A 22065-nucleotide genomic window follows, 5' to 3' on the forward strand; every position below is an offset into this window, starting at 1 on the left:
AACTCCTGTGCAGTGGCCGTGTATCGGCCGGGCAGTGACCGGGAATAAAAATAATCAACGCAGATCCGGGAAATCCTCTTCCCAATACTCGTCCGGCAGGCGCGCCGGCTCGGCCTCGCGCTCCATTTCGCGGCGCCGCAATTCGACGCGGCGGATCTTGCCGGAGATGGTTTTCGGCAATTCACTGAATTGCAGGCGGCGAATCCGCTTGTACGGTGCGAGTTTTTCGCGCGAGAACGCGAAGACCGCGCGTGCAAGTTCGGGACCGGCTTCATAGCCCTGACGCACGGTGACGAACGCTTTGGGCACCGACAGGCGCAGCGCGTCGGCACTCGGCACCACGGCTGCTTCGCCGATCGCTTCGTGTTCGATCAGCACGCTTTCGAGTTCGAACGGGCTTAGCCGGTAATCGGACGATTTGAACACGTCGTCGGCGCGGCCGACGTAGACGTAGTAGCCATCGTCGCGGCGTAGCGCGACGTCGGAGGTATGGTAGAAACCGTTGCGCATGGCTTGCGCGGTGGCATTGGCATTGTTCGCGTAGCCCGTCATCAAACCGAGCGGACGTTCGGCCAACGGCAGCGAGATTTCGCCTTCGGTGACGGCTTGATCGTCGGCATCGAGGAGCTCGACTTTGTAGCCCGGCAACGGACGGCCCATCGACCCCGGCACCACCGGTTGCCCCGGCGAGTTGCCGATCTGGCAGGTCGTTTCGGTCTGGCCGAAACCGTCGCGAATCGTGATACCCCAGGCATGCTTGACGCGTTCGATGATCTCCGGATTCAACGGCTCGCCCGCGCCGACGATCTCGCGCAGCTTCACCGGATAGTCGGCGAGATGCTCCTGCACCAGCATGCGCCAGACGGTCGGTGGGGCGCACAGCGTGGTGACGTTGAAACGCACCAGCACGTCGAGCGTTTCTTTCGGCACGAAGCGCGCAAAGTTGAAAACAAACACACAGGCCTGCGCATTCCACGGCGCGTAGAAACAGCTCCATGCGTGCTTGGCCCAGCCCGGCGAGCTGATATTCCAATGGATGTCGTTCGGTTGCAAGCCGATCCAGTACATGGTCGACAGATGGCCGATCGGGTAACTCAGGTGCGTGTGCTCGACCAGCTTCGGCTTCGAGGTCGTGCCTGACGTGAAGTACAGCAGCAGCGGATCGGTGGCATGCGTGACGCCTTCCGGCGTGAATTGCGGCGATGCGTCATAGGCTGCAGCAAGATCGATCCAGCCTTCGCGCGGCGTGCCGACCGAGATGCGCGTGAGCGGCACCTCTAGCGCGTCGAACTTGGCCAGTTCCGCGCTATCGACCACCACGAACTGCGCGCCGCCGATCTGCACCCGATCGCGCACGTCGTCGGCGGAAAGCTGGGTGGTGGCGGGCAGAACGATCGCGCCGAGCTTCATGGCTGCGAGCATCACGTCCCAGAGTTCGACGCGGTTCGGCAGCATTAGCAGCAAGCGGTGGCCGCGCCCCACGCCGAGGCCGCGCAGGAAGTTCGCCATGCGCGACGAGCGCTCCGACATTTGCGCGTAGGAGAGGCGCAGGCCGTCGCTTGCCGGATCGTCGACGATCCACAGCGCCGGCTTATCGTTATCTCGGGCGATCACATCGAAGTAATCGAGCGCCCAGTTGAACTTGCCTGGCGTCGGCCACACGAATTCGCCGTAGGCGCGCTCGTAGTCGGTTCGGTGGCGCAATAACAGGTCGCGCGCTTCGAGAAAGCCCTTCGCTGCAGTCATCGTCGTCTCCTGTGTCGACCTGAGTTAGCGCTTTAGCGCTTACTCAGGTCCCATGCATCGCTGTCGATCGGAGTTAGCGCTTTAGCGCTTACTCCGATCCCATGCAAAGCTGTCGACCTGAGTTAGCGCTTTAGCACTTACCCCGATCCCATGCTGGTGGCGCGGTATGCGCTCTGGTTTTTGCCCTGCTGACAGACTATTTTGCACTCAAACGCCACCTATCTTGCGTCTAAACATGGCGTGCGATAACCATCCGCTGCACTTCACTGGTTCCTTCGTAAATCTGCGTGATGCGGGCGTCGCGATAATGGCGTTCCACCGCGTAGTCCTCAAGATAGCCATAGCCGCCGTGAATCTGGATCGCATTCGAGCAGATTTCCTCTGCGAGTTCCGACGCAAACAGCTTGGCCTGCGATGCCTCGGACAAACACGGCTTGCCCGCCGTGCGCAACCGCGCCGCGTGATGCACGAGCAGACGCGCGGCGTTCAGGCGGGTCGCCATGTCAGCGAGCATATTGGCGATGGTCTGGTGATCCTTCAACGCCTTGCCAAACTGGATGCGTTCGTTCGCGTAGAGACGGGCGGCATCGAATGCGGCTCGCGCGATGCCGACCGCCTGCGCCGCAATACCAATGCGGCCACCCTCGAGATTCGACAACGCGATGCGCAGGCCTTCGCCCGGTTCGCCGAGCAGGTTGCCTTCGGGCACTGCGCAATCGTCGAGCGAGATGGGACAGGTATCCGATGCGCGAATACCGAGCTTATGCTCGGGTTTGCCGACGTTGAAGCCCGGCGTATCGGTCGGCACGATGAAGGCTGACAGGCCACGCTTGCCCCGGTCCGGATCGGTGACGGCAAACACGATTGCAATGTTGGCGCGCGCCCCGTTGGTCACGAACTGCTTGTTGCCGTTCAGAATCCATTTGCCGTCGCGCAGCACGGCGCGGGTGCGCAGATTGTTCGCCTCGGAGCCGGCTTGCGGCTCGGTCAGGCAAAACGCGCCGATGCGGCGGCCCGTGGCGAGGTCTTGCAGATAGCGGTCCTTTTGCGCGTCCGTGCCGAAGTTCAGGATCGGCCCGCAGCCGACCGAGTTGTGCACGCTCATCAGCGTGGCGCAGGCGGCGCAGCCCGCAGCGATCTCTTCGATGGCGAGCGCATACGCCACATAGTCGGTATAGGCGCCACCCCACTCGGACGGCACGATCATGCCGAGAAAACCCAGCTCGCCCATTTGCGTCACGACTTCCGTCGGCAGCTTCGCGTCGCGATCCCATTCCCCGGCATGCGGTGCGAGGCGCTCAGTGGCGAAGTCGCGGGCGGCGTCGCGGATCATTCGCTGTTCGTCGGTGTAGAAGCTGTCCATGGCTCGATCCTGTCAGGTGCATCGAGTCGCGGCGGCGAGGCGCGGCCTCGTCATCTGCGGCTCGTCGCGGGGGGTGGCCGGTCTCGCCGTGGTGTCTACGGGCGATGCGTCCCGCGATCGGTTGAGGCCAAGTGTAGGGAAGCTGCTGGACAGGTTCGATGCTCGGCCCGATCATTCTGACTGAGCGCATTTGCCATACCGGTATCATGCAAAGCCGATTCAGGCTACGTTTTCAAAGGCTTAGCGGATCTCCACAAGGAAAATCCTGAGCGCGTTTGCCAGACAGCCATGAAAAACATGAAGAACTTCAAGAACCTCAGGAACGACAGAGGCACGATTTCCGTCACGCTGGTCGAAGAGGCCCTGGCGTTGGCGCGGGCACGCGGTTTCGAGGCGCTGCCGCTCGCCGAAGCCGCCGGCATCGCAGCCACGATGCTGGCGTCGCCGAAAAGCCGGGTCTCGTCGGCGCAGTACGGCGCGCTGTGGGCCGGCATCGCCCGCGCGCTCGACGACGAGTTCTTCGGCCAGGATTCGCACCGCATGAAAAGCGGCAGCTTCATTGCGATGACCCAGATGGCGCTGAGCGCGGGTAACGGCGCACAAGCGCTCGCGCGGGCGGTCGGCTTCATGCGGCTCGTGCTGGACGATCTTGGCGCACAGATCGAGACGGATGCGCAGCGCGTGCGCTTGCGGTATATCGAACGCGAAGGCGCGAAGCCGCCCGCCATGTTCGCTTACGCGACCTACTTTATCGTCGTCTACGGTCTGCTGTGCTGGCTGGTCGGGCGGCGCATTCCGCTCATCGAGGCGCGCTTTCGCTGCGCCGCGCCGCCTGCCGCGCATGAATACCGCCTGATGTTCTGCGACGACATGGCGTTCGATCAGGCCGAGTCGTACGTCGACCTGTCGCCGGCGTTTCTCGAGCTGCCGGTGATCCAGACCACCAAGTCGGTGAAGCCGTTCCTGCGCGATGCGCCCGGCAGTTTCATCGTCAAATACCGCAATCCCGGCTCGCTCGCCGCGCGAGTGCGCAAGATGCTGCGCGCGCTGCCGATGGCCGGCTGGCCCGCCGCCGACCAGATGGCGCTGCGCCTCAACGTCGCTGAAGCGACGATGCGGCGGCGTCTGAAGCAGGAAGGCTATACGTATCAGTCGATCAAGGACGACTTGCGGCGCGACGTCGCAATCGGCGAACTGCAGGACACCGATCGCACGATCGCCGACATCGCTACCGCCGTGGGTTTTGCCGAGCCGAGCGCGTTTCATCGCGCGTTTCGCAAGTGGACCGGCATGCGGCCGAGCGATTACCGGCCGGCACATGCGGATTTCACGCACCGCATTGAATCGGACTAAGCTGTAAGGAGCAGGCCAGCCTTTTTGGGGTATCGGCCCGCGCCGGCCGATACCTGTCGGCATGGCGCGGCAGCCATCAGCGATGAGCACGTCTCCGCGTCTCCCGTTCCGGCAGTCTGGTCCGCACCCTGCGCCTATTCGTGGCGGAGTCGTGGGCCGGTTGATGCGCGGCATGACCGCGTTCGGCATGCTTTTGGCCGTGGGATTCGCATTGTGCGAAAACGCGCCGCGGGCTTGGGTCGCCGAGGCCGCCGTCGCGCCGAATAGCGTTGTCGTGATCCCGGTGAGCGGCGCGATCGATCCGGCCAGCGCTGACTTCATCGTGCGCAGCCTGCAGCGCGCCGCCGACGACCGCGCGCAGCTCGCCGTCCTGCAACTCGATACGCCCGGTGGACTGGATACGTCGATGCGGCAGATCATCAAGGCGATTCTCGGCTCGCCGGTGCCGGTCGCCACCTATATCGCCCCGAGCGGCGCGCGCGCGGCAAGCGCCGGCACCTATATCGTCTATGCCAGCCATATTGCGGCGATGGCCCCGGGCACCAATCTCGGCGCGGCGACGCCGATCCAGATGGGCATCGGCGGTGCGGAGCCGCCCGCGGGCGGCGGCGGTATGCCGGGTCTGCCAGGCGGTGGCGGTGGCGGTGGCGGTGGCGGTGGCGGTGGCGGTGGCGGTGGTGCCGGTGCCGGTGCCGGTGCTGGCGCGCAAAAGAACGGCCCCGGAGCACCTGCCTCAGCCGATTCGGCAAGCGCTGCCAACTCTGCCAGCGCCGCCCTTCCGCTCGACAGCCAATCCACCGAACTGCGCAAGCAGGTCCACGACGCCGCCGCCTACATCCGCGGCCTCGCGCAAATGCGCGGACGCAACGCCGACTGGGCCGAGCGCGCCGTGCGCGAGGCTGTCAGCCTGTCGGCCAGCGAAGCGCTCGCGCAGCACGTGGTCGATCTGAATGCGCGCGACATTCCCGACCTGCTGCGCCAGGTGGACGGGCGCACGATCGGTACAAGCCGCGGCGACGTCAAGCTCAGCACGGCCAACGCGCCGGTCGTCACGCTCGAAGCCGACTGGCGCAGCCAGTTCCTCGCGGTCATCACCGATCCGAACGTCGCGCTGGTCCTGCTGATGATCGGCATGTACGGCCTCTTCTTCGAGTTCGCCAATCCGGGCTTCGTGCTGCCGGGCGTGGTCGGCGCCATCAGTCTGCTGATGGGGCTCTTCGCGATGCAGATGCTGCCGGTCAATTACGTCGGGCTCGGCCTGATCTTTCTCGGCATCGCATTCCTGATCGGCGAGGCGTTTCTGCCGACCTTCGGCTCGCTCGGCTTCGGCGGTGTGGTCGCGTTCGTGATCGGCTCGTTGATGCTGATCGATACCGACGTGCCCGGCTACGGCATTCCGCTGCCCCTGATTGCCGCCGTGGCCGTGTTCAGCGTCGCTTTTGTGTTCGGCGTGTCGAGGCTCGCCTTGCGCGCGCGGCGCCGGCCCGTGGTGACGGGTTCGGAAGGGTTGATCGGCAGTCTCGGCGTCGTGCTCGACGGCGGCCTGCTGCCGGGGGACGCAACGGCAGACGCAGCAGCGGGCGGCACGCTGGCCGGCTGGGCTCAGGTGCACGGTGAACGCTGGCGGGTGTCCAGCACGGCCCCGGTCGCAGCCGGTCACGCGGTGCGCGTCACCGCGCGGCGCGGACTGACGCTGACCGTGGTGCCCGCGGAAACACAACAACAAGGAGAACGCTCATGATCGGTTTCACATTCGGCTTCAGCAGCATTCTGATTCTGCTGGCGGCCGTACTGATTGCTTCATCGATACGGATTTTTCGCGAATACGAACGCGGCGTGGTGTTCATGCTCGGGCGTTTCTGGAAGGTCAAGGGGCCGGGGCTGGTCCTGATCATTCCGATCGTGCAGCAGGCGGTGCGGATGGATTTGCGCACCGTCGTGTTCGACGTGCCGCCGCAAGATGTGATTACGCGCGACAACGTTTCGGTGAAGGTCAACGCCGTGGTGTATTTCCGCGTCGTCGATCCGGAAAAAGCGGTGATACAGGTGGCACGCTATTTCGAGGCGACCAGCCAGCTATCGCAAACCACGCTGCGCGCGGTGCTCGGCAAGCACGAGCTCGATGAACTGCTGGCGGATCGCGAGCAGCTGAACGCCGATATCCAGAAAGTGCTCGATGCGCAGACCGACGCGTGGGGCATCAAGGTGTCGATCGTCGAGATCAAGCATGTGGACATCAACGAAACGATGATCCGCGCGATCGCCCGTCAGGCCGAAGCCGAGCGCGAACGGCGCGCCAAGGTCATTCATGCGGAAGGTGAATTGCAGGCCTCCCAGCATCTGCTGGAAGCGGCGCAGACGCTCGCACGGCAGCCGCAAGCCATGCAGCTGCGCTATCTGCAAACCCTCACGACGATCGCCGCCGACAAGAATTCGACGATCGTATTTCCGCTGCCGATCGATTTGCTGAGCGCGGTGCTGGACCGCTTCAGCAAGCCGTCGGCCTCCTGAACCGGGGGGAGGCGCGCCAGTCCACTGTGGCCCGTTCTGGATCACAGGGTGAAATGGCGCATTGTCTTCAATCGACTTACTCGGAATGCCTATGAAAATTGAAATCTAGGGGTCGTTTTTAACCTCTCCATAGGAGCTAATCATGAAAATCGCTTCTCTAGCTGGACTCGGCGCACTGTTAGCCGCCGTGAGTATGAGCACCGCGGTTGCGCAGCCCGCGCGGCCTTACGATCCATCGGCGCCGCTAACGCGTGCCCAGGTGAAGGCCGATCTGGCCGAATGGCGCGCCGCCGGCTACGATCCGCTCGACTGGATCGACTATCCGGACAACGCGCTAAGCGCTGGCCGCATCGTCGCCGCACGGCGGGCGCAGCAGATGGGTGGGAGCATGCCGCAGTAAGCAGTCTCATCCAGGCCTTGAAGCGGCATGCCGGGCCGCCCGCGACTGCAAGGGTCGCAGGCGACGTTGGTCTTGCATGCCGTACACTCCCCCCGCAAGCCCCCCGCCGCACCATCGTGAATTCGCTTGCCGCTCCGCCCCGCGCGCTGGCAAGGTATCATCTCGCCCCTTCGGCAAGGCCCGCAGTCACGCGATTCGGGTTACCGCCGTCAATTTTGAACAACGAGAGACCCGCCTCATGGACTCCATAAAACGATACTTCGGCTTCGACGCCGCAGGCACCAACCTGCGCACCGAAGTGCTCGCTGGGCTGACCACGTTCCTGACGATGGCCTACATCATCTTCGTCAACCCGGCGATTCTCGGCGACGCCGGCATGCCGAAGGACGCGGTGTTCGTCGCGACCTGCATCGTGGCCGCACTCGCCTCGCTGATCATGGGCCTCTACGCGAACTATCCGATCGCGCTCGCGCCCGGCATGGGCCTGAACGCGTACTTCGCGTACACCGTCGTGAAGGGCATGGGTTTCACGTGGCAAGCCGCGCTCGGCGCGGTGTTCATCTCCGGCTGCCTGTTCCTGATCGTCACGCTGTTTCGCGTGCGCGAGGTGATCGTCAACGGCATTCCGCATTCGATACGTATCGCCATCACCGGCGGCATCGGCCTGTTTCTCGCAATCATTTCGCTGAAGTCGGCCGGCGTGGTGGTCGGCAATCCGGCCACGCTCGTCACGCTCGGCGACCTGCACAACGCGCATGTGGTCCTCGCGGTGATCGGCTTCTTCGCGATCGTCACGCTCGACTATCTGCGGGTGCGCGGTGCGATCCTGATCGGTATTGTCGGCGTGACGGTGCTGAGCTTTTTCTTCGGCGGCAATCAGTTCCACGGCATCGTTTCCGCGCCGCCGTCGATTACCCCGACGCTGTTCCAGCTCGACATTCGCGGCGCGCTCTCCAGCGGCGTACTGAACGTGATCCTGGTGTTCTTCCTCGTCGAATTGTTCGATGCGACCGGCACGCTGATGGGCGTGGCCAATCGCGCAGGGCTGCTGGTCGAAGGCAAGATGTTTCGGCTGAACCGCGCGCTGCTCGCCGACAGCACGGCGATTCTGGCCGGCTCGATGCTGGGCACCTCGTCGACCACGGCGTATATCGAAAGCGCGTCGGGCGTGCAGGCCGGCGGCCGCACGGGCGTGACGGCGATCACCGTCGCCGTGCTGTTCCTCGCGGCGCTGTTTTTCGCGCCGCTGGCGGGCGTAGTGCCCGGCTACGCGACGGCGCCAGCCCTGCTGTACGTGTCGTGCCTGATGCTGCGCGAAATGCTCGACCTGCCGTGGGACGACGCCACCGAAGTCGTGCCGGCCGCGCTCACCGCCCTGCTGATGCCGTTCACCTACTCGATCGCCAATGGCGTCGCGTTCGGTTTCATTTCGTATGCCGGCCTGAAACTGCTGACCGGGCAGGCGCGCAAAGTGAACCTGGTGGTGTGGATCATCGCGGCGATTTTTCTGTTCCGGTATTTCTACCTCGGCAGCGAATAAGCGCCGCGGTACGGATCCGTTCAGTTGCGCCAGTTCGCTTCATAGAAGCGCACGTAGCCGCTCCTCAGCACCAGACATTGCGCCCGCGTTTCCGATAGCAGACGCCTCGTGGCGGCTTCGATCCGGGCCCGGTGCGCGTCGAATGCGCCGACCATGTCTTCCAGACGCGGCGATGCGGCGCCGAAGTGATCTTCCAGCGCCTCAGCCGTGATCATGCACTCCACCCTTTGCCCATCAACCATCGCCGGGAACGCCAAGGTAAGTTCGCGACCTGAATATTCAGGAGTTTCGTTCGGGAATAGTATCTGCATGGGAGTTCACCTAAAGGGGTGGTGCTGCGCATGGGTCGATTGGTACTGCGCACGCTGGTTGAGTCTGGTCGCACCTGCAGCGCTTTTCCTCCTTGTCGAATGCTGATGGCGCGGGTCCGTCACCCCACGTTTTCGAGGGCGCCGTACTTCGCGCCCCGCGGAGGTGATTTGATTCACTGTAGACGAGTTCAGGCGCTGCGCAAGTTTTCCTTTTTATTTACTCAATTCTGGTGCCTGACAGGGTGATTTGAGGCACCGCTTCTCCACCGCGCGACTCGGTTTTTCCCTGCCGCGCGGCTTTCGCCTGGGTCCTGATTCGTCCTGTAATATCGGTGTTCGGCAGCAGACGCGTATGTTGCACTGCGCAACGCAACGGTGGGCAATGCACCCGCCGGGGCCGATAACCGGAGACATGCTTTGATCCAACGTCCTGCCACGCCGCCCACCCTCGGTCGGCCAGATGTCATCGCGCAAGCTCATGCCCGCTCGCTCGAAGTCGGTCTGCGTGCGTCGGAAACGCCGGACTTTCATCCACTGTGCCGCCCCGCGCTGCGTGAGCTTGTCGATCGCAATCAGTCGCTCTATACCCACGCACTCCCGGTGATGGAGACCTTGCACGCGCAGATCGTCGACACGCAAAGCATGGTGCTGCTCACCGACAATCACGGCGTGATTCTCCACAGTCTCGGTGACAGCGACTTCGTAGAAAAAGCCAACCGCGTCGCGTTGTGTCCGGGCGTCTCATGGGCCGAAGCGGATCGCGGCACGAACGCGATCGGCACCGCGCTGGTCGACGGGCAGCCAACCGTCGTGCACGCCGGCGAGCATTTCCTGCACGCGAACCGGATCCTCACCTGTTCGTGCGCGCCGATCGCGGATCCATTCGGGCGCACCATCGGCGCGCTCGATGTCAGCGGCGACACGCGCGGCTTCCACAAACACACGCTCGCGCTCGTGCGGATGTCGGCACAGATGATCGAAAATCATCTGTTCTCCAATCAATTCGTCGACGCCATTCGTGTCCACTTTCACGCGCGCGCGGAATTCATCGGCACGCTATACGAAGGGCTTGCCGCGTTCGCGCCGGACGGCACGTTCCTCTCCGCGAATCGCAGCGCGCTGTTTCAATTCGGGCAGCCGCTCGCCGACCTGCAAAGACAAACCTTCGACGCATTATTCGGGATCGCATTCGCCCGGCTGCTGCAACAGATCGCCCGAGCACCAGGCGAAAGCATCGAGCTGACGTTGCCGAGCGGCGTGCGTGTGATCGCACGCGGCGAATTTGCGGTGCCGCGCTATGTGGCTTCGGCAAAAACGCTGCCTGACGCGGCGCGTGCGGCCACTTCCAGCGGCACGCGTGCTGCGGCTCGCCCCGGCGAAGGGGCGCCACCCGCGCCGCTCGCCACACTCGAAACGCTCGATACAGGCGACGCGCAAGTGTCTGCAATCCTGCGCAGAGTCGCCAAGCTGCGCGGACGCGATATTCCCATTCTCGTACTCGGCAAAACCGGCACCGGCAAGGAATGGCTCGCTCGCGCGATCCATCACGATTCGCCGCGGCGGGCCGCGCCCTTCATCGCGCTGAATTGCGCATCGTTGCCCGATACGCTGATCGAGGCAGAATTGTTCGGCTACGAGGACGGCGCGTTCACCGGCGCAAAAAAACGCGGCAGCGTCGGCAAGATCGTGCAGGCCGACGGCGGTACGCTTTTTCTCGACGAAATCGGCGACATGCCGCTCGCCCAGCAAGTGCGCCTGATGCGCGTGCTGCAGGAGCGTACCGTCGTGCCGCTCGGCGGCACACGGGCGATTCCGGTCGATCTGCGCATCGTCTGTGCGACCCACCGCAATCTGCGCGCGATGATCGAAGAAGGCAGCTTCCGCGAAGACCTGTATTACCGGATCAACGGCCTCGCGGTCACCTTGCCGGCGCTGCGCGAGCGTAGCGATCTGGCTGCGCTGGTCGAGCGCATGCTGGCATTGCAGCCGGATGGCGAGCGTTTGCCGCGCTGCGTCTCCACTGAGGTGCTGGAGCGGTTTGCGCAATGCCGCTGGCCCGGTAATCTGCGGCAACTGGCCAACGTGCTGCGTACCGCAAGCATCATGGCCGAAGGCGCGGAGCAGATCGAACTCGAGGATTTGCCAGAGGATTTTCTGCAGGATTGCGTGAGTGATGACAAGACTAGCGGCGAGTTGCAAGTCAGCGCCAGCGCACCCTCCCTCGAGGCGACCCGCGCCTATGGCCATATCCCCTTCACAGCCGATGCGTCGAGCTCGCCCGCCCGTATGGACGAGTGGCAAATCACGCTGATCACTCAGGCGCTCGCCAGGCACAACGGCAATGTGTCCGCGGCAGCACGCGAGTTGGGACTGGCACGTAACACGGTATACCGGTACTTGCGCCAGAGCAGCGCGACTTGACTCCATGGAAGGAGATCGAACGCTATCATCGCCAACAAAAAATTACACAAGCCTTACCTTCACAGGGCTCCGGTTACCATCCTGCTAACCGGTTGCCGTGTACAGTCGGTGTTTGACCTCTCGCTCAGCCTTGTCGCATCCATTCATCCATGCCTGACACCCAAAGCCTTTTTCTCGTTCGCGTCGAACCCCTTGGCCAAAGTTTCGAAGCGCCCGATTCGCTCACGATCCTCGAAGCCGCCGCCTTCGCGAATCTGCGTCTGCCGCGCTCGTGCCGCAACGGTACGTGCCGGACGTGCCTATGCAAAATGACGGCGGGACGCGTGCGCTACACGATCGAATGGCCGGGTTTGAGTCGCGAAGAGAAAGCGGAGGGCTACATTCTGCCGTGCGTGGCGATCGCGGAAACCGACGTGGTGATCGAAGCGCCGGATGCGGTTGAATTACAGCAGCCCAGCGGGCAGCATCGCCTTCGGCCTTAACGGCCGTTGCCCATCGCGCGGGCGATTTTTTTGTCGGTGTTGTACTGGCTCAACGCATACACCGACCAGATCGCTGCCGGAATCCAGCCTATCAGCGTGACCTGCAAGATCAGGCAGATGATCCCGGCAAACGGCCGGCCGATCGTGAAGAACTGAAACCACGGCAGAATGATGGCAAGCAATAGACGCATTCAGATTTCCTGTTTGTATTGACCTGGCAGTAAGCGTTCTTCGGGTGCGATCGCGCTGGCGATCGTTTGAACGAGCCGGCCTAATTGATCGGCGCGAAGCGCGGCACCTTGGTGCCGTCGATTTCGACCAGCTCGAAAAACACCGAAGCCGGACGCGTCCAGATCGTACCATTGCTGGCTTTGTAGACGATCATTGTGACCGTCGGATCGGACTCCAGCGTGGCCTCGCAAACCAGCTCGTAAAGGCCGCCTTTGTAGTGTCGATAACGCACCATTCAACTACTCCTGTCCGGATCAACGGAATTTTTATAAACGGGCCGACGTCCTCCGAAACAGAGCACGTGGTTGTGTTGCGACCGTCATTTTAAACCCGCGCCGCCGCGCGAACGATCACGGATGCAGGCTAATGCGGCCGCCATCGACAGCCGCGATGCGTGGCTGCCCGAACAGTGGCAGACGCCAGCGTTTAGAGGAACCAGCGGTATTCCCGCGCGCTCACCTCGTTCATGAAATCCAGATGGTCCTGGCGTTTGTTCTCGCAGTAGACCATCACGAACTCTTCACCCATTCCCTCGCGCACCACCGGATGATTCTGCATCGCGGCAACAGCCGCGAGCATGTCTTGCGGAAAGTCGATCCCGCTCCTGCGGTCTTCGTTGAGCGGCGCGATGGGTTCGCGGCCAGCATCCAGCCCGTGTTCCATGCCTGTGAGAATGGCAGCCAGTACAAGGTAAGGGTTCGCATCGGCACCCGCCAGGCGGTGTTCGATGCGCAGGTTACGGTCATCCGATTCGGGAATGCGAATGCAGGCGTCGCGGTCTTCGAAGCCCCAGTTGCCACGGCTGGCAGCATTCGCTTTCCAGCCATAGCGGCGAAAAGCGTTGTGATTGGCAGCGAAGACCGGCATGCAATGCGGCAGCAGTGCGAGGCACCCGGCCACCGCGTGGCGCAGCGGGCGCTGGCCGTCTACGGCCAGCAGGTTGTGGCCCGCCTCGTCGTAGAGACTCACATGCACATGCATGCCGCTGCCCGGCGCATGCAGATAGGGCTTGCTCATGAAGCTGGCGCGATAGCCGTGCTTCATCGCCACGCCGCGCGTGCTGCGGCAGAACAAGGCGGCCCAGTCCGCCGCGCACAGGCCATCGTCGTTGTGTCCAAAGTTGATCTCGAACTGCCCCGGTCCGAGTTCGGCGGTGATCACGGTAGCGTCCACACCCTGCTCGCGCGTAGCTTCGACCATCTGATTGAGCACGCCGGAGAACCGCGACAGCCGCTCGATATGCATGTTCGGCTGGTCGTCCCTGTCGTCGCAGAACGGGTCGCGCGGGAACTGCGGCAGACCGTCCGCGAGCCTGGCGTCGAACAGGTAAAACTCCAGCTCGAAGGCTACGACCGGGCGGATACCGCGCCGCTCAAAGCGTTTCAGCACGCGCGCCAGGACCTCGCGCGGCTCGAACTCGATGGGCGCCGCGGTGCCGTCCGAGCTGATCAGCATCTGCCCCAACGGCTGACTTTCCCATCGCACAGGCTTGAGGGTGCCGGCAATCAGGCGACGCACCGCATCCGGGTCGCCGTCGTTGAAGCAATAGTCGCCGATCGGGTACAAGCCGCCCTGCGCACCCAGCAGGATGCAGTTCTGCGGCAGCTTCAGGAGACTGCCGGCTGCGACCTTCTCGAGCATGTCCACGGGGTATCGCTTGCCGTAGAAGTGCCCGGGGATATCCAGGCAAATGAGGTCGACGTAACGCACCTCGGGATAGGCCGCGCGGAAGGCCCGCACTTCGCTAAGCAGGTCGGCGCCGGGGGAAGTCATGGTGTTGTCCTTCTCACGCAAAAGGTGATGATCCAGATTCGGTTCAAAGTTGCCGTAGACCGCGGCGCGCACGTCGACAGCATAACGGGATGTAGCATTCACAAAATTATTGATTAGTCATCCGAATTTCAAATCAGCGTAGCGTCCCCCGCTACGTCCAGGTTCGGCCTGAATTCTAGGTGAACACCCAAAGTACCCGCGTGGGTTCGTCGGAGAGATTGGCATAGCGGAACCGGGCGTGCGCCGGCACCTGGAAGCCGTCGTTCGGGCCGAGGGTCACCGGCTGCACCTCGTCTTCCAGCCAGATAGTCAACTCGCCTTCGAGAACGAAGCCACCTTGCTCGTCGCTGTCGTTCAAAGGTCTATCACCGCTGCTGGCGCCGGGGGCCAGATGGCTTTCCAGCATCGAAAAGCCCGCGGACATGTTCGGCGACACCAGCACGTCGGTCACGCCCTCGGCGTAATAGAGCGTGCGGCGTTCATCCGGCCGGGTCACCCAAGGCAGCGCGCGCGGCTTGCTCAGGCTATAAAAATAGGTGGTGGGTACGCCGAGCGCCTCACCGATGGCGGTCAGGTCGCCCACGGTCGGACGCGACAGGCCGCGCTCGATCTGGGAGAGGAAACCCACCGAGCGGCCGATCTTTTCCGCCAATGCGCCCAAGGTCACCTTCTTATGCTTGCGCAGGTCCCGGATCAGTATCGCGAGACCTTCAATTTCTTCCTGCTTGTTCATCTTCTGCCTCTTCTTTCAGACTCTATCGCGCAGACGATACCAGGTCTTGCCCATGACCTCCAACGGCGCCGCCAGCAGCGCTCCGCCGGGAAAACGCGGATTGTCGATGGACTGATACAGGCCCAGCAGTTCGTCGTCACCGAGGATGGCGTCGGCGACTGCCCGGGCAGCGGCGAGCGTGGGGAGCACGCCGTGCCCCGAAAAGCCTTGCAGCCAGTAGCGCTCCCCTTGTCGGCCAATATCCGGTGTGCGTTTCATGCTGATATCGATATGCCCGCCCCAGGCAAACTCCAGGTCGACCCCGCGCAGCTGCGGGAACGCCTGCTCCAGGTAGGGCCGGGTGGCCGCTGCAATATCCTTTGGGATGCCGCCCGCATACGTGCAGCCGCCGCCGAATAGCAGGCGGTTATCAGGACTTAAGCGGAAGTAGTCGGGAACGAACTGGTTGTCGATCACGCAACTGTTGCGCGGCAGCAGCGAACGCGCCACGTCCGGCCGCAGCGGCGACGTGGCCACCTGATACGTTCCGACCGGCAGCATTCGCCTGGAGAGTTTTCGATCGAGGCGGTCGATATACGCATTGCAGGCGAGCACCAGCGCGTCCGCGCGCACCTCCCCCTTGTCGGTGCGCACGACATAACCGGCAGGCGTTTCGCGGTAGTCCAGCACGTGGCTCTGCTCGAAGATGCGTCCACCTGCCTGTTCGATCGCCGCTGCCAGGCCTTGGGCTAGCTTCAATGGATTCAGGTGGCCCGCCTCGGGATCGTAGAGTGCCGCATGGTAACGCTCGCTCGCAATCCACTCCGGCATCTCCGCGCGAGGAATGAAGCGCATCCGGCCGTAGCCCCACTTCTCCTCCGCCTCCCGCTGGGCTTCCCGCAGAAGGGCAACGCGGCGCGGCAACACCGCCGCCCATAGACTGCCGATGCGGTAGTCAGCATCAAAGCCATGCCGCTCTGGCAGCTCGCGGATCTCCCCTGCGGCCCAGCGCATGCTGTCCCACAGTTGGCGGGCACGTTCCAGCCCCAGCGCAGCCTCCAGCGGCGGCATATCGCATGACCACCCGAGCAGTGCCTGGCCCCCATTGCGCCCGGACGCCGCCCAGGCCACACGGCTGGCCTCGAGCAAGGTGACGCGCTTGCCTGCGAGAGCAAGGCGCAGCGCCGTGTGCAAGCCGCTGAAACCTGCGCCGACGATTAACACCTCCGTGTCCAAACGCTCTTCCAGAGTCGGGCGCAGTGGAATCGGGCCTGGATAGGTGCGGGCGTAGTAGCTCGCGACGTGCTCGGCGGACTGATGGAACATCGGCGTTTTTTCGTGAAAAATTCAATCATTAATTTCATGAAAAAATAACATCAATTTTTCAATGAGGCAAGCAGCAGCTATGAGCCCCTTGATGTGGCAAGTCAAGTCGATGGAAGAAGCCATCGAATGGGTCAAGCGCTGCCCCAATCCAATGGAAGGCGATTCCGAAATCGAAATTCGCCAGCTATTCGAAGCCGACGATTTCGGCGCAGAATTGACACCCGAACTGCGGGCTCAGGAAGAGCGCTTGCGGGCTCAGGCCGAAGGCAGCGCGAACAAGCCGCGTTGATGCCGGGGGCGCGGTGGCGCCGCACAGGGCGATCGCTCCCGTGTCATTCACTTTGGCACTCGCCATCAGGAGCACAGGCAACAGGCGCGCAATCCAGCCACCTAGGCCCCGGTCAAGCAACGTCACGCCTTCGTGACACCAGTGAGGACAATAATGACTCTCGCGATCGCAAGCGCCATCTCGGACGCAGATGCACCCAACTATCTTGTCAAAGTCGATGCGGGCACGCACAGCCTGCTCGGCGATGAAGGGCCGCGCGAAGGGGGGCAGGATAGCGGCCCCGCCCCCTTTGAATTCGTGCTCTCGGGTCTCGCGGCGTGCACCGCTGCCACGCTCAGGATGTATATGCAGAAGAAAGCATGGCCGGGCGGCCGGATCAAAGTCGACACGGAATTGCACGTCGAGCGCGACGGCGGTCAATTCATTCGGCGTACCGTATCCGTCGATGGGCCCCTCGACGATAGCCAGCGGACCCGCCTTGCCGAAATTTGCGAGAAGACACCGGTCACCCTGTTCATCAAACGAGGAACACGGATCGATACGGCAATGCAGTGGTGACACGGCGCGCCTCGTTACGCCGGTATCGAACGCCGCTCGCGGTCAGCCAAGCCGTGAAAACCACCGCGCCATCCCGCTGCGATTTGAGCACGGTCAGCCGCCCTCTTTCATCTGCTTAAGAATCTTGTAGACGGTGGCGCGCCCCATCGTCAGCACAGCGGCCACATAGTTCGCGGAACTGCGGCCGCGAAACGCGCCCTGCGCATGCAGCGCCTCGACAATTTCCCGCTTGTGCTCGCGCGTGAGCGCATTGACGCCGATTTGCCGCTCGCGCAGCCAGGTGTGCAGAAAGGTGTTGATGCGGTCCTGCCAGTCGTCGCGGAACAGTTCCTCGGCAGGCGCGTCGGTCAGATTGCCGCCCTTGATGAACAGATCGAGCGTGGAGCGCACATCTTCGAACACGGCGATGTTGAAGTTGACGCACAGCATGCCGGCCGGCTTGCCCTCGTCGTCGAACAGGATGTTGCTCACGCAGCGCATGCGACGGCCGTCCCAATTGAGCTTCTCGTACGGCCCGATCGTCCGGCCGCGCGCCGCGTAGTGGACTTCATCGAGCACCGAGGGGCCGCCGACTTCGAGCTTCGACAGATTGTTCACGAGATAGGCGATGGTCTGATCGCGCAGGTCGTGAATCACGACTTCGGCACACGGATAGAACAGCGCCGCGATGCCGTCTGCAATGGGTGCGTAGCGGTCCAGCAGCAGGTCTTTCACGGGAGAGACGGTTGTCTTGCGCATTGAGAAGTCGCAGGGTTCGAGGGATGCGGCGCTGCCTTCGCCCAAATGAGCCAATCGGGGCGCCAAGGTCATCGCCGGCAGGCAGGGCAAGCAAACGATGCCGGGCAGCCAGGCGGGGCAACGCGCCATTGTAACGACCCCAATCGGCGGCCGCGACCGCGACGGCGTGGCGCTCCCTCATACACGGCGTGCCGGCCATACCCCGGCGCGCCGTTCGCGGCAGCCTTTTCTTGCCCAACACCCCGCCGGCTGGGCGGTTTGCCCGCGCGCGGAACTTTTTGCTATCCAATTAGCCCCATTTAGTGCATCATATTGGAATAGCTGTATTGCGCGTCCGCACTATCTGTAATGCAAGCGGCAGTACCAAGCACAGTATCAATCGGCGTCTCCGCACCACCCCCGACTGTTCGACCGCTGCCTGTCGGCGATCCCGTCACTCCGGCAATGCGCCGCCTGCATTCGCCGTCGCGAGTTGTGCAGCTGAGTAGTTCATTTACGCGCCCGATGTCTGCGCGACATCAGCGTGTTTCTTCTCCATCGAATCCGCGACTTTGCGCGGCCGCGCTCATGCCCTTGACATTGGGCCTGTGCCAACCTTTTTCCATGGCGGCGCGCCCCAAGGTGCTGCGCTGCCGGGCCTGTTGTGGCGCGCGTAACACGCGTGACACGGGGGCCACGTAATACAGGACACGTGCCTCATGAATTCAGCTGTCAAGACGTACAAGGGTTACGAAATTCACCCGCTCGTCTATCCGCGCCGCCCGGCGGACGGTCAGACGGGCCGCAATCCGGACGCAGGCTACGACGCGTCGGTGCGCATCTGCCGCGTGGGCGCCAATCCGGCAGCCGACGGGCGTGTGTTCCGTCTGCAGTATCTGTTTCCGTTCGACGGCACGGGCAAGGCGCGCATTGCGTGCATGGCCCACGCCGAACAATTGATCGACGGCCGTGTAGACGGCCAGTCCGTCGCCGATCTTTGAGCGGTACTATCAGCGAATCCGCTGTGACCGCAACACAGTTGGCCTGAAAGCCAACTGTCAACCGTATCAGATGTTGCGCCAGGCGGCTCAGCCGTGCGGCCAACGCCCACTTATCCCATCGACCAGGAGTTATGCATGGCGAAAGAAGAACTGCTTGAACTTGACGGTATCGTCGACGAAGTACTTCCGGATAGCCGTTACCGTGTGACGCTCGACAACGGCGTCGTGGTTGGCGCTTACGCGTCCGGACGCATGCGCAAGAACCACATCCGTATTCTCGCGGGCGACCGCGTAACGCTGGAACTGTCGGTTTACGATCTGACCAAAGGCCGGATCAATTTCCGTCACAAAGACGAGCGCGCCACCGGTGGCGGCGGCGCACGCAATACGCAATTCCGTCGCCGTTAAGGCTGGCGGCACGCTGACCGCTCATCGAGTTGCTCCGTGATCGGTCCGGGCGTGGTCAATTGTTGCTGTTTAGTTGTTCGCGAAGCCTTTCGCGCGCCCCCTCCGGCTTGATTCGTTGACTCGAGCCTGAGCGGCGCGTTGCGGCGTCGCATGCGCGCCCCTCCTTTTCTACACCCCGAACACCGCACCGAGATCCTCTCCGGCGGCGCTTTTGCGCACCTGTTCGCCCCCTCTCTTCCAGCTCCGACAAATGCTCGCGCATTGTCGCCGGCGCCGCATGCAGGTCGCCCGCGCCAAACGCTCCGATGATCCACATGTCCGGCGGGTTCGGGACCTAGATCATGCTGGCCGGCAGCGTTGCCGCCATGATCGTCGTGAGCCTCTTCTTTTCGCCTCGCAGTTACGCGAAATGGCTTTGATTCGTCGCCATGCGTACACACACGTCGATAACCTTACACGGCTGGTAAATTATCTGACAGAAAAATAGAAACCCCTGATTGTTTATATTAATCAGGCTATTTATTCTCTTGTTCAAGCTATTTCTTGCGTCCAAACATAAGAACCTGACTGGCTGACTAACAGCCGCAGAAGGTCACGTACCACGCAGCCGTCACCGACATTCATTAGTTAGGAATCTTAACTCGTCATGAAAGTTAGCCTGCGCCGGCTGGCCAAATGACGGCCAATGGTTGTGGCACCGCTGATGACTGAAGTACGACTACTTCATAAAAACAGGGGCAATCATTTCTGTACGTCGTACCAGGAATAAAACCGTGAAACAAAAGAAAGATGAGAGCGTGCGAAACGGCTCTCGCAGAACAACGGCCTACATTGGCGCGCTGTGGTCAACAGCAGGCGCGCGCTGCGTGTTAGCGGGTGCAGCCTGTATTTCGCTTGCGCTGGCACTCGCGGCGTGTGGTGCGAACAGCGCCAGCGATACGGCTTCGGAAGCTACAGAGGCATTCGCGGCGGCGGCAAACACCGCCAGTTCAAGTGCCGTTTCACTGCAAACGGCGCTGAAGATGAATATGACCAGCCTGTCGCCAGATGCGTCCAGCGACCGCTTTATTGTCAAGTACAAAACCGGCACCGCCGAGCGCGGAGCAGCGTCGGCGGTGCAGTCAAAACTTAACCGGCTGGCGAACGCGTTCCCGTCGAAGGCGCACCACATGCGCCGCATGGGCATCGGCGCCGACGTGGTGACAACGGAGCGCAAGCTGACGGCGAAGGAGGCCAAGACATTCATGCGCGCTATCGCATCGGACCCTAACGTCGAATATGTCGAACCCGATACGGAAATGTCGACAACCATGGTTCCGAACGATCCGGAGTATTTCAGGCAATGGAGTTTGGCCTCGAACCTGAAACCCGCTACCCCATACCCGGGAATACGCGCCGAAGGTGCGTGGGATATTGCTAACGGTTCCAGGGCCGTGATCGCGGTGGTGGACAACGGCGTAACGAGTCATAGCGACCTGGATGCCAATATCCTGCCCGGGTACGATTTCACCGCATATAACCGGGGCGGCAATGGCAGCAATCCGGGAATCACAACAGAGACGTGCCCGGTCCAGTGGCACGGCACGCATGTCGCGGGCATCATGGCCGCGCCGGCCAATAACGGCCTGGGTATAGCCGGCATTGCTTCTGCGGCAAAGCTGATCCCGGTCCGGGTGCTGAACGGGTGCGGCAAAGGCTATACGTCCGATATTGCCGACGGCATCGTATGGTCCGCTGGCGGGAGTGTTCCGGGCGTCCCCGCCAACGCCCACCCGGCCAGGATCATCAACGTGAGCCTCGGCGGTAGCGGATTCTGCGAAACGACATTTCAGAACGCAATCGACTATGCAGTCAGTCAGGGCGCCATAGTCGCAGCAGCAGCGGGCAATGACCAGGCCAGCGCAACGAATTTCGAGCCGGCTAATTGCCGCAACCTCATCAATGTCGGCGGTAGCAATCGCTATGGCGCGAGGTGGATCGGTTCGAACTTCGGCGCAGGGGTCGATATCGCTGCGCCGGCCGACTCGATCTGGTCCACCTACAACAGCGGAACAACTGCGCCGGGGGCCGAAGCGTATGCCTTCATGAACGGCACATCGATGGCGACACCAATGGTAAGCGCTGTGATCGCGCTCGCCCAGTCAGTCGCTCCCACGCCCCTGAGCGCCGCTGAAATGCGAACCCTGCTCGCGCAGAATGCACAGCCCTTTCCCACCGGTCAGCCAGATCGTGCGCTCGGGCAGGGCATTCTGGATGCAAACGCAACTGTCGTTGCCGCCAGGTCTGGAAAGATTCCGGCTGCGGCGGATTTCAAGTGCTCTGAGAGTACGACGGTGATGCAGGTGTCGTGTACCGACCTCTCTACTGCGAGGGGTATGCCCATCAAGTCGTGGGCCTGGAATTTCGGCGCTGGCGCGCCTGATTTCACGCGTACGCAATCAGTCAATCCGACCGTGAACTATGACTATCCCGGCATTTACGAAATCACACTCACGGTCACGGATAACACTGGGGCCGTTAGCCGCCTGACACGCCCTTTTCGGGTCATACCACCGACTATTACGGATATCAGCCCCAATGTTCCGGCGACGTTTTCGGCTAACCCGGGAGATATGCGGTATTTCGCACTGGACGTTCCAGCCGGCGTAAAAAGCCTCACTTTCAGCCTGTCACCTGGCGCCAACGGCGAAACCGGAACGCTGTATCTCAGGGCCGGCACGCCGTCCGTGCTCCATCCTGATTGCGGGAACGCCTGGACCAAAGGTGCGAACGCGATCTGCACCCTCGCCAAGCCCGCGTCCGGGACTTACTACGGCATAGTGAGCGTCCCTGGCGCAACGGTCAGGGGCGCTTCCATTCTGGCAACTTATACGCAATAAGCCCCTCCCAACGGAATAACACCTCCGCCCCTGCTGCGGTTCGC

At 62.5% G+C, this 22065-nt stretch carries 20 protein-coding genes and 1 pseudogene; 12 read left to right on the forward strand and 9 right to left on the reverse strand.

All coding sequences use genetic code 11. From position 1 onward, the window contains the following. Nucleotides 1-54: 54 nt before the first annotated feature. Both AYM40_RS27865 and AYM40_RS27870 read right to left on the reverse strand, forming a co-directional pair. Nucleotides 55-1746 carry an AMP-binding protein gene (locus tag AYM40_RS27865; protein ID WP_063499345.1) on the reverse strand — a complete coding sequence of 564 codons (1692 nt, stop codon included), beginning with the start codon at nucleotides 1744-1746 and terminating at the stop codon, nucleotides 55-57. Between the two features lie 229 nt (nucleotides 1747-1975). Continuing rightward, nucleotides 1976-3109 (reverse strand): acyl-CoA dehydrogenase, encoded by a 1134-nt coding sequence (locus tag AYM40_RS27870; RefSeq protein ID WP_063499346.1) that lies wholly within the window; start codon nucleotides 3107-3109, stop codon nucleotides 1976-1978. Nucleotides 3110-3406: 297 nt separating this feature from the next. Here AYM40_RS27870 and AYM40_RS27875 point away from each other — a divergent pair, with 297 nt between their 5' ends. From AYM40_RS27875 to AYM40_RS27895, 5 genes are all read left to right on the forward strand, one after another. Further along, nucleotides 3407-4462: an AraC family transcriptional regulator gene (locus tag AYM40_RS27875; RefSeq protein ID WP_063500748.1), complete on the forward strand. Its 1056-nt coding sequence runs from the start codon at nucleotides 3407-3409 to the stop codon at nucleotides 4460-4462. A gap of 82 nt (nucleotides 4463-4544) precedes the next feature. After that, a complete protein-coding gene (locus AYM40_RS27880) occupies nucleotides 4545-6203 on the forward strand; it encodes an NfeD family protein (protein WP_063499347.1) in 1659 nt (552 codons plus the stop codon). Beyond that, a complete protein-coding gene (locus tag AYM40_RS27885) occupies nucleotides 6200-6973 on the forward strand; it encodes a slipin family protein (RefSeq protein WP_063499348.1) in 774 nt (257 codons plus the stop codon). The genes AYM40_RS27880 and AYM40_RS27885 overlap by 4 nt, the downstream gene beginning before the upstream one ends. 142 nt (nucleotides 6974-7115) lie before the next feature. After that, entirely contained in the window at nucleotides 7116-7373 is a 258-nt protein-coding gene (locus AYM40_RS27890; protein ID WP_063499349.1) for a DUF4148 domain-containing protein, read from the forward strand. A 238-nt stretch (nucleotides 7374-7611) separates the two neighbouring features. Further along, entirely contained in the window at nucleotides 7612-8913 is a 1302-nt protein-coding gene (locus AYM40_RS27895) for an NCS2 family permease (RefSeq protein WP_063499350.1), read from the forward strand. 20 nt (nucleotides 8914-8933) lie between these two features. Here the strand turns inward: AYM40_RS27895 and AYM40_RS27900 are convergent, their stop codons facing one another. Continuing rightward, entirely contained in the window at nucleotides 8934-9224 is a 291-nt protein-coding gene (locus AYM40_RS27900) for a DUF1488 domain-containing protein (protein ID WP_028194698.1), read from the reverse strand. 417 nt (nucleotides 9225-9641) lie between these two features. Here AYM40_RS27900 and AYM40_RS27905 point away from each other — a divergent pair, with 417 nt between their 5' ends. Next, entirely contained in the window at nucleotides 9642-11645 is a 2004-nt protein-coding gene (locus tag AYM40_RS27905; protein WP_063499351.1) for a sigma-54-dependent Fis family transcriptional regulator, read from the forward strand. Nucleotides 11646-11794: 149 nt separating this feature from the next. Then, complete coding sequence (locus AYM40_RS27910) at nucleotides 11795-12127, forward strand: 2Fe-2S iron-sulfur cluster-binding protein (RefSeq protein WP_063499352.1); 333 nt, start codon at nucleotides 11795-11797, stop codon at nucleotides 12125-12127. Here AYM40_RS27910 and AYM40_RS27915 read toward each other — a convergent pair. From AYM40_RS27915 to AYM40_RS27935, 5 genes are all read right to left on the reverse strand, one after another. Then, nucleotides 12124-12318: a YqaE/Pmp3 family membrane protein gene (locus AYM40_RS27915; RefSeq protein WP_063499353.1), complete on the reverse strand. Its 195-nt coding sequence runs from the start codon at nucleotides 12316-12318 to the stop codon at nucleotides 12124-12126. The genes AYM40_RS27910 and AYM40_RS27915 overlap by 4 nt on opposite strands. An 80-nt stretch (nucleotides 12319-12398) precedes the next feature. Beyond that, nucleotides 12399-12593, reverse strand: a complete 195-nt coding sequence (locus tag AYM40_RS27920; protein ID WP_063499354.1) for a DUF1653 domain-containing protein — start codon at nucleotides 12591-12593, stop codon at nucleotides 12399-12401. 191 nt (nucleotides 12594-12784) lie between these two features. After that, on the reverse strand, nucleotides 12785-14131 hold the full coding sequence (locus tag AYM40_RS27925) for a glutamine synthetase family protein (RefSeq protein ID WP_063500749.1): 1347 nt from the start codon (nucleotides 14129-14131) through the stop codon (nucleotides 12785-12787). A 175-nt stretch (nucleotides 14132-14306) separates the two neighbouring features. Beyond that, entirely contained in the window at nucleotides 14307-14864 is a 558-nt protein-coding gene (locus tag AYM40_RS27930) for a helix-turn-helix domain-containing protein (RefSeq protein ID WP_063499355.1), read from the reverse strand. Between the two features lie 15 nt (nucleotides 14865-14879). Next, nucleotides 14880-16169: an NAD(P)/FAD-dependent oxidoreductase gene (locus AYM40_RS27935; protein WP_063499356.1), complete on the reverse strand. Its 1290-nt coding sequence runs from the start codon at nucleotides 16167-16169 to the stop codon at nucleotides 14880-14882. 91 nt (nucleotides 16170-16260) lie between these two features. Here AYM40_RS27935 and AYM40_RS27940 point away from each other — a divergent pair. Further along, a pseudogene (locus AYM40_RS27940) lies at nucleotides 16261-16458 on the forward strand (YciI family protein); the annotation flags it as partial. A 153-nt stretch (nucleotides 16459-16611) separates the two neighbouring features. Next, nucleotides 16612-17016, forward strand: a complete 405-nt coding sequence (locus tag AYM40_RS27945; protein WP_063499357.1) for an OsmC family protein — start codon at nucleotides 16612-16614, stop codon at nucleotides 17014-17016. A gap of 93 nt (nucleotides 17017-17109) precedes the next feature. On the opposite strand, the gene AYM40_RS27950 is transcribed toward AYM40_RS27945, so the two are convergent. Beyond that, on the reverse strand, nucleotides 17110-17754 hold the full coding sequence (locus tag AYM40_RS27950) for a helix-turn-helix transcriptional regulator (RefSeq protein ID WP_063499358.1): 645 nt from the start codon (nucleotides 17752-17754) through the stop codon (nucleotides 17110-17112). 698 nt (nucleotides 17755-18452) lie between these two features. On the opposite strand from AYM40_RS27950, the gene AYM40_RS27955 reads away from it, so the two are divergent. The 3 genes from AYM40_RS27955 (at nucleotide 18453) to AYM40_RS27965 (ending at nucleotide 22021) form a co-directional block, all read left to right on the forward strand. After that, on the forward strand, nucleotides 18453-18734 hold the full coding sequence (locus AYM40_RS27955; protein WP_063499359.1) for a hypothetical protein: 282 nt from the start codon (nucleotides 18453-18455) through the stop codon (nucleotides 18732-18734). Between the two features lie 135 nt (nucleotides 18735-18869). Continuing rightward, complete coding sequence (infA, locus tag AYM40_RS27960) at nucleotides 18870-19142, forward strand: translation initiation factor IF-1 (RefSeq protein ID WP_012427521.1); 273 nt, start codon at nucleotides 18870-18872, stop codon at nucleotides 19140-19142. A gap of 773 nt (nucleotides 19143-19915) precedes the next feature. After that, on the forward strand, nucleotides 19916-22021 hold the full coding sequence (locus tag AYM40_RS27965; RefSeq protein WP_063499360.1) for a S8 family serine peptidase: 2106 nt from the start codon (nucleotides 19916-19918) through the stop codon (nucleotides 22019-22021). The last annotated feature ends 44 nt before the right edge of the window (nucleotides 22022-22065 follow it).

Source organism: Paraburkholderia phytofirmans OLGA172, from assembly GCF_001634365.1.
GTDB lineage: Bacteria > Pseudomonadota > Gammaproteobacteria > Burkholderiales > Burkholderiaceae > Paraburkholderia.

Coding starts and splice junctions, on each gene's coding strand:
- AYM40_RS27865 (WP_063499345.1), bottom strand. CDS start 1,746: ATGACTGCAGCGAAGGGCTTTCTCGAAGCGCGCGACCTGTTATTGCGC.
- AYM40_RS27925 (WP_063500749.1), bottom strand. CDS start 14,131: ATGACTTCCCCCGGCGCCGACCTGCTTAGCGAAGTGCGGGCCTTCCGC.
- AYM40_RS27895 (WP_063499350.1), top strand. CDS start 7,612: ATGGACTCCATAAAACGATACTTCGGCTTCGACGCCGCAGGCACCAAC.
- AYM40_RS27875 (WP_063500748.1), top strand. CDS start 3,407: ATGAAGAACTTCAAGAACCTCAGGAACGACAGAGGCACGATTTCCGTC.
- AYM40_RS27870 (WP_063499346.1), bottom strand. CDS start 3,109: ATGGACAGCTTCTACACCGACGAACAGCGAATGATCCGCGACGCCGCC.
- AYM40_RS27950 (WP_063499358.1), bottom strand. CDS start 17,754: ATGCGCAAGACAACCGTCTCTCCCGTGAAAGACCTGCTGCTGGACCGC.
- AYM40_RS27955 (WP_063499359.1), top strand. CDS start 18,453: ATGAATTCAGCTGTCAAGACGTACAAGGGTTACGAAATTCACCCGCTC.
- AYM40_RS27945 (WP_063499357.1), top strand. CDS start 16,612: ATGACTCTCGCGATCGCAAGCGCCATCTCGGACGCAGATGCACCCAAC.
- AYM40_RS27890 (WP_063499349.1), top strand. CDS start 7,116: ATGAAAATCGCTTCTCTAGCTGGACTCGGCGCACTGTTAGCCGCCGTG.
- AYM40_RS27915 (WP_063499353.1), bottom strand. CDS start 12,318: ATGCGTCTATTGCTTGCCATCATTCTGCCGTGGTTTCAGTTCTTCACG.
- AYM40_RS27930 (WP_063499355.1), bottom strand. CDS start 14,864: ATGAACAAGCAGGAAGAAATTGAAGGTCTCGCGATACTGATCCGGGAC.
- infA (WP_012427521.1), top strand. CDS start 18,870: ATGGCGAAAGAAGAACTGCTTGAACTTGACGGTATCGTCGACGAAGTA.
- AYM40_RS27885 (WP_063499348.1), top strand. CDS start 6,200: ATGATCGGTTTCACATTCGGCTTCAGCAGCATTCTGATTCTGCTGGCG.
- AYM40_RS27880 (WP_063499347.1), top strand. CDS start 4,545: ATGAGCACGTCTCCGCGTCTCCCGTTCCGGCAGTCTGGTCCGCACCCT.
- AYM40_RS27935 (WP_063499356.1), bottom strand. CDS start 16,169: ATGTTCCATCAGTCCGCCGAGCACGTCGCGAGCTACTACGCCCGCACC.
- AYM40_RS27900 (WP_028194698.1), bottom strand. CDS start 9,224: ATGCAGATACTATTCCCGAACGAAACTCCTGAATATTCAGGTCGCGAA.
- AYM40_RS27920 (WP_063499354.1), bottom strand. CDS start 12,593: ATGGTGCGTTATCGACACTACAAAGGCGGCCTTTACGAGCTGGTTTGC.
- AYM40_RS27910 (WP_063499352.1), top strand. CDS start 11,795: ATGCCTGACACCCAAAGCCTTTTTCTCGTTCGCGTCGAACCCCTTGGC.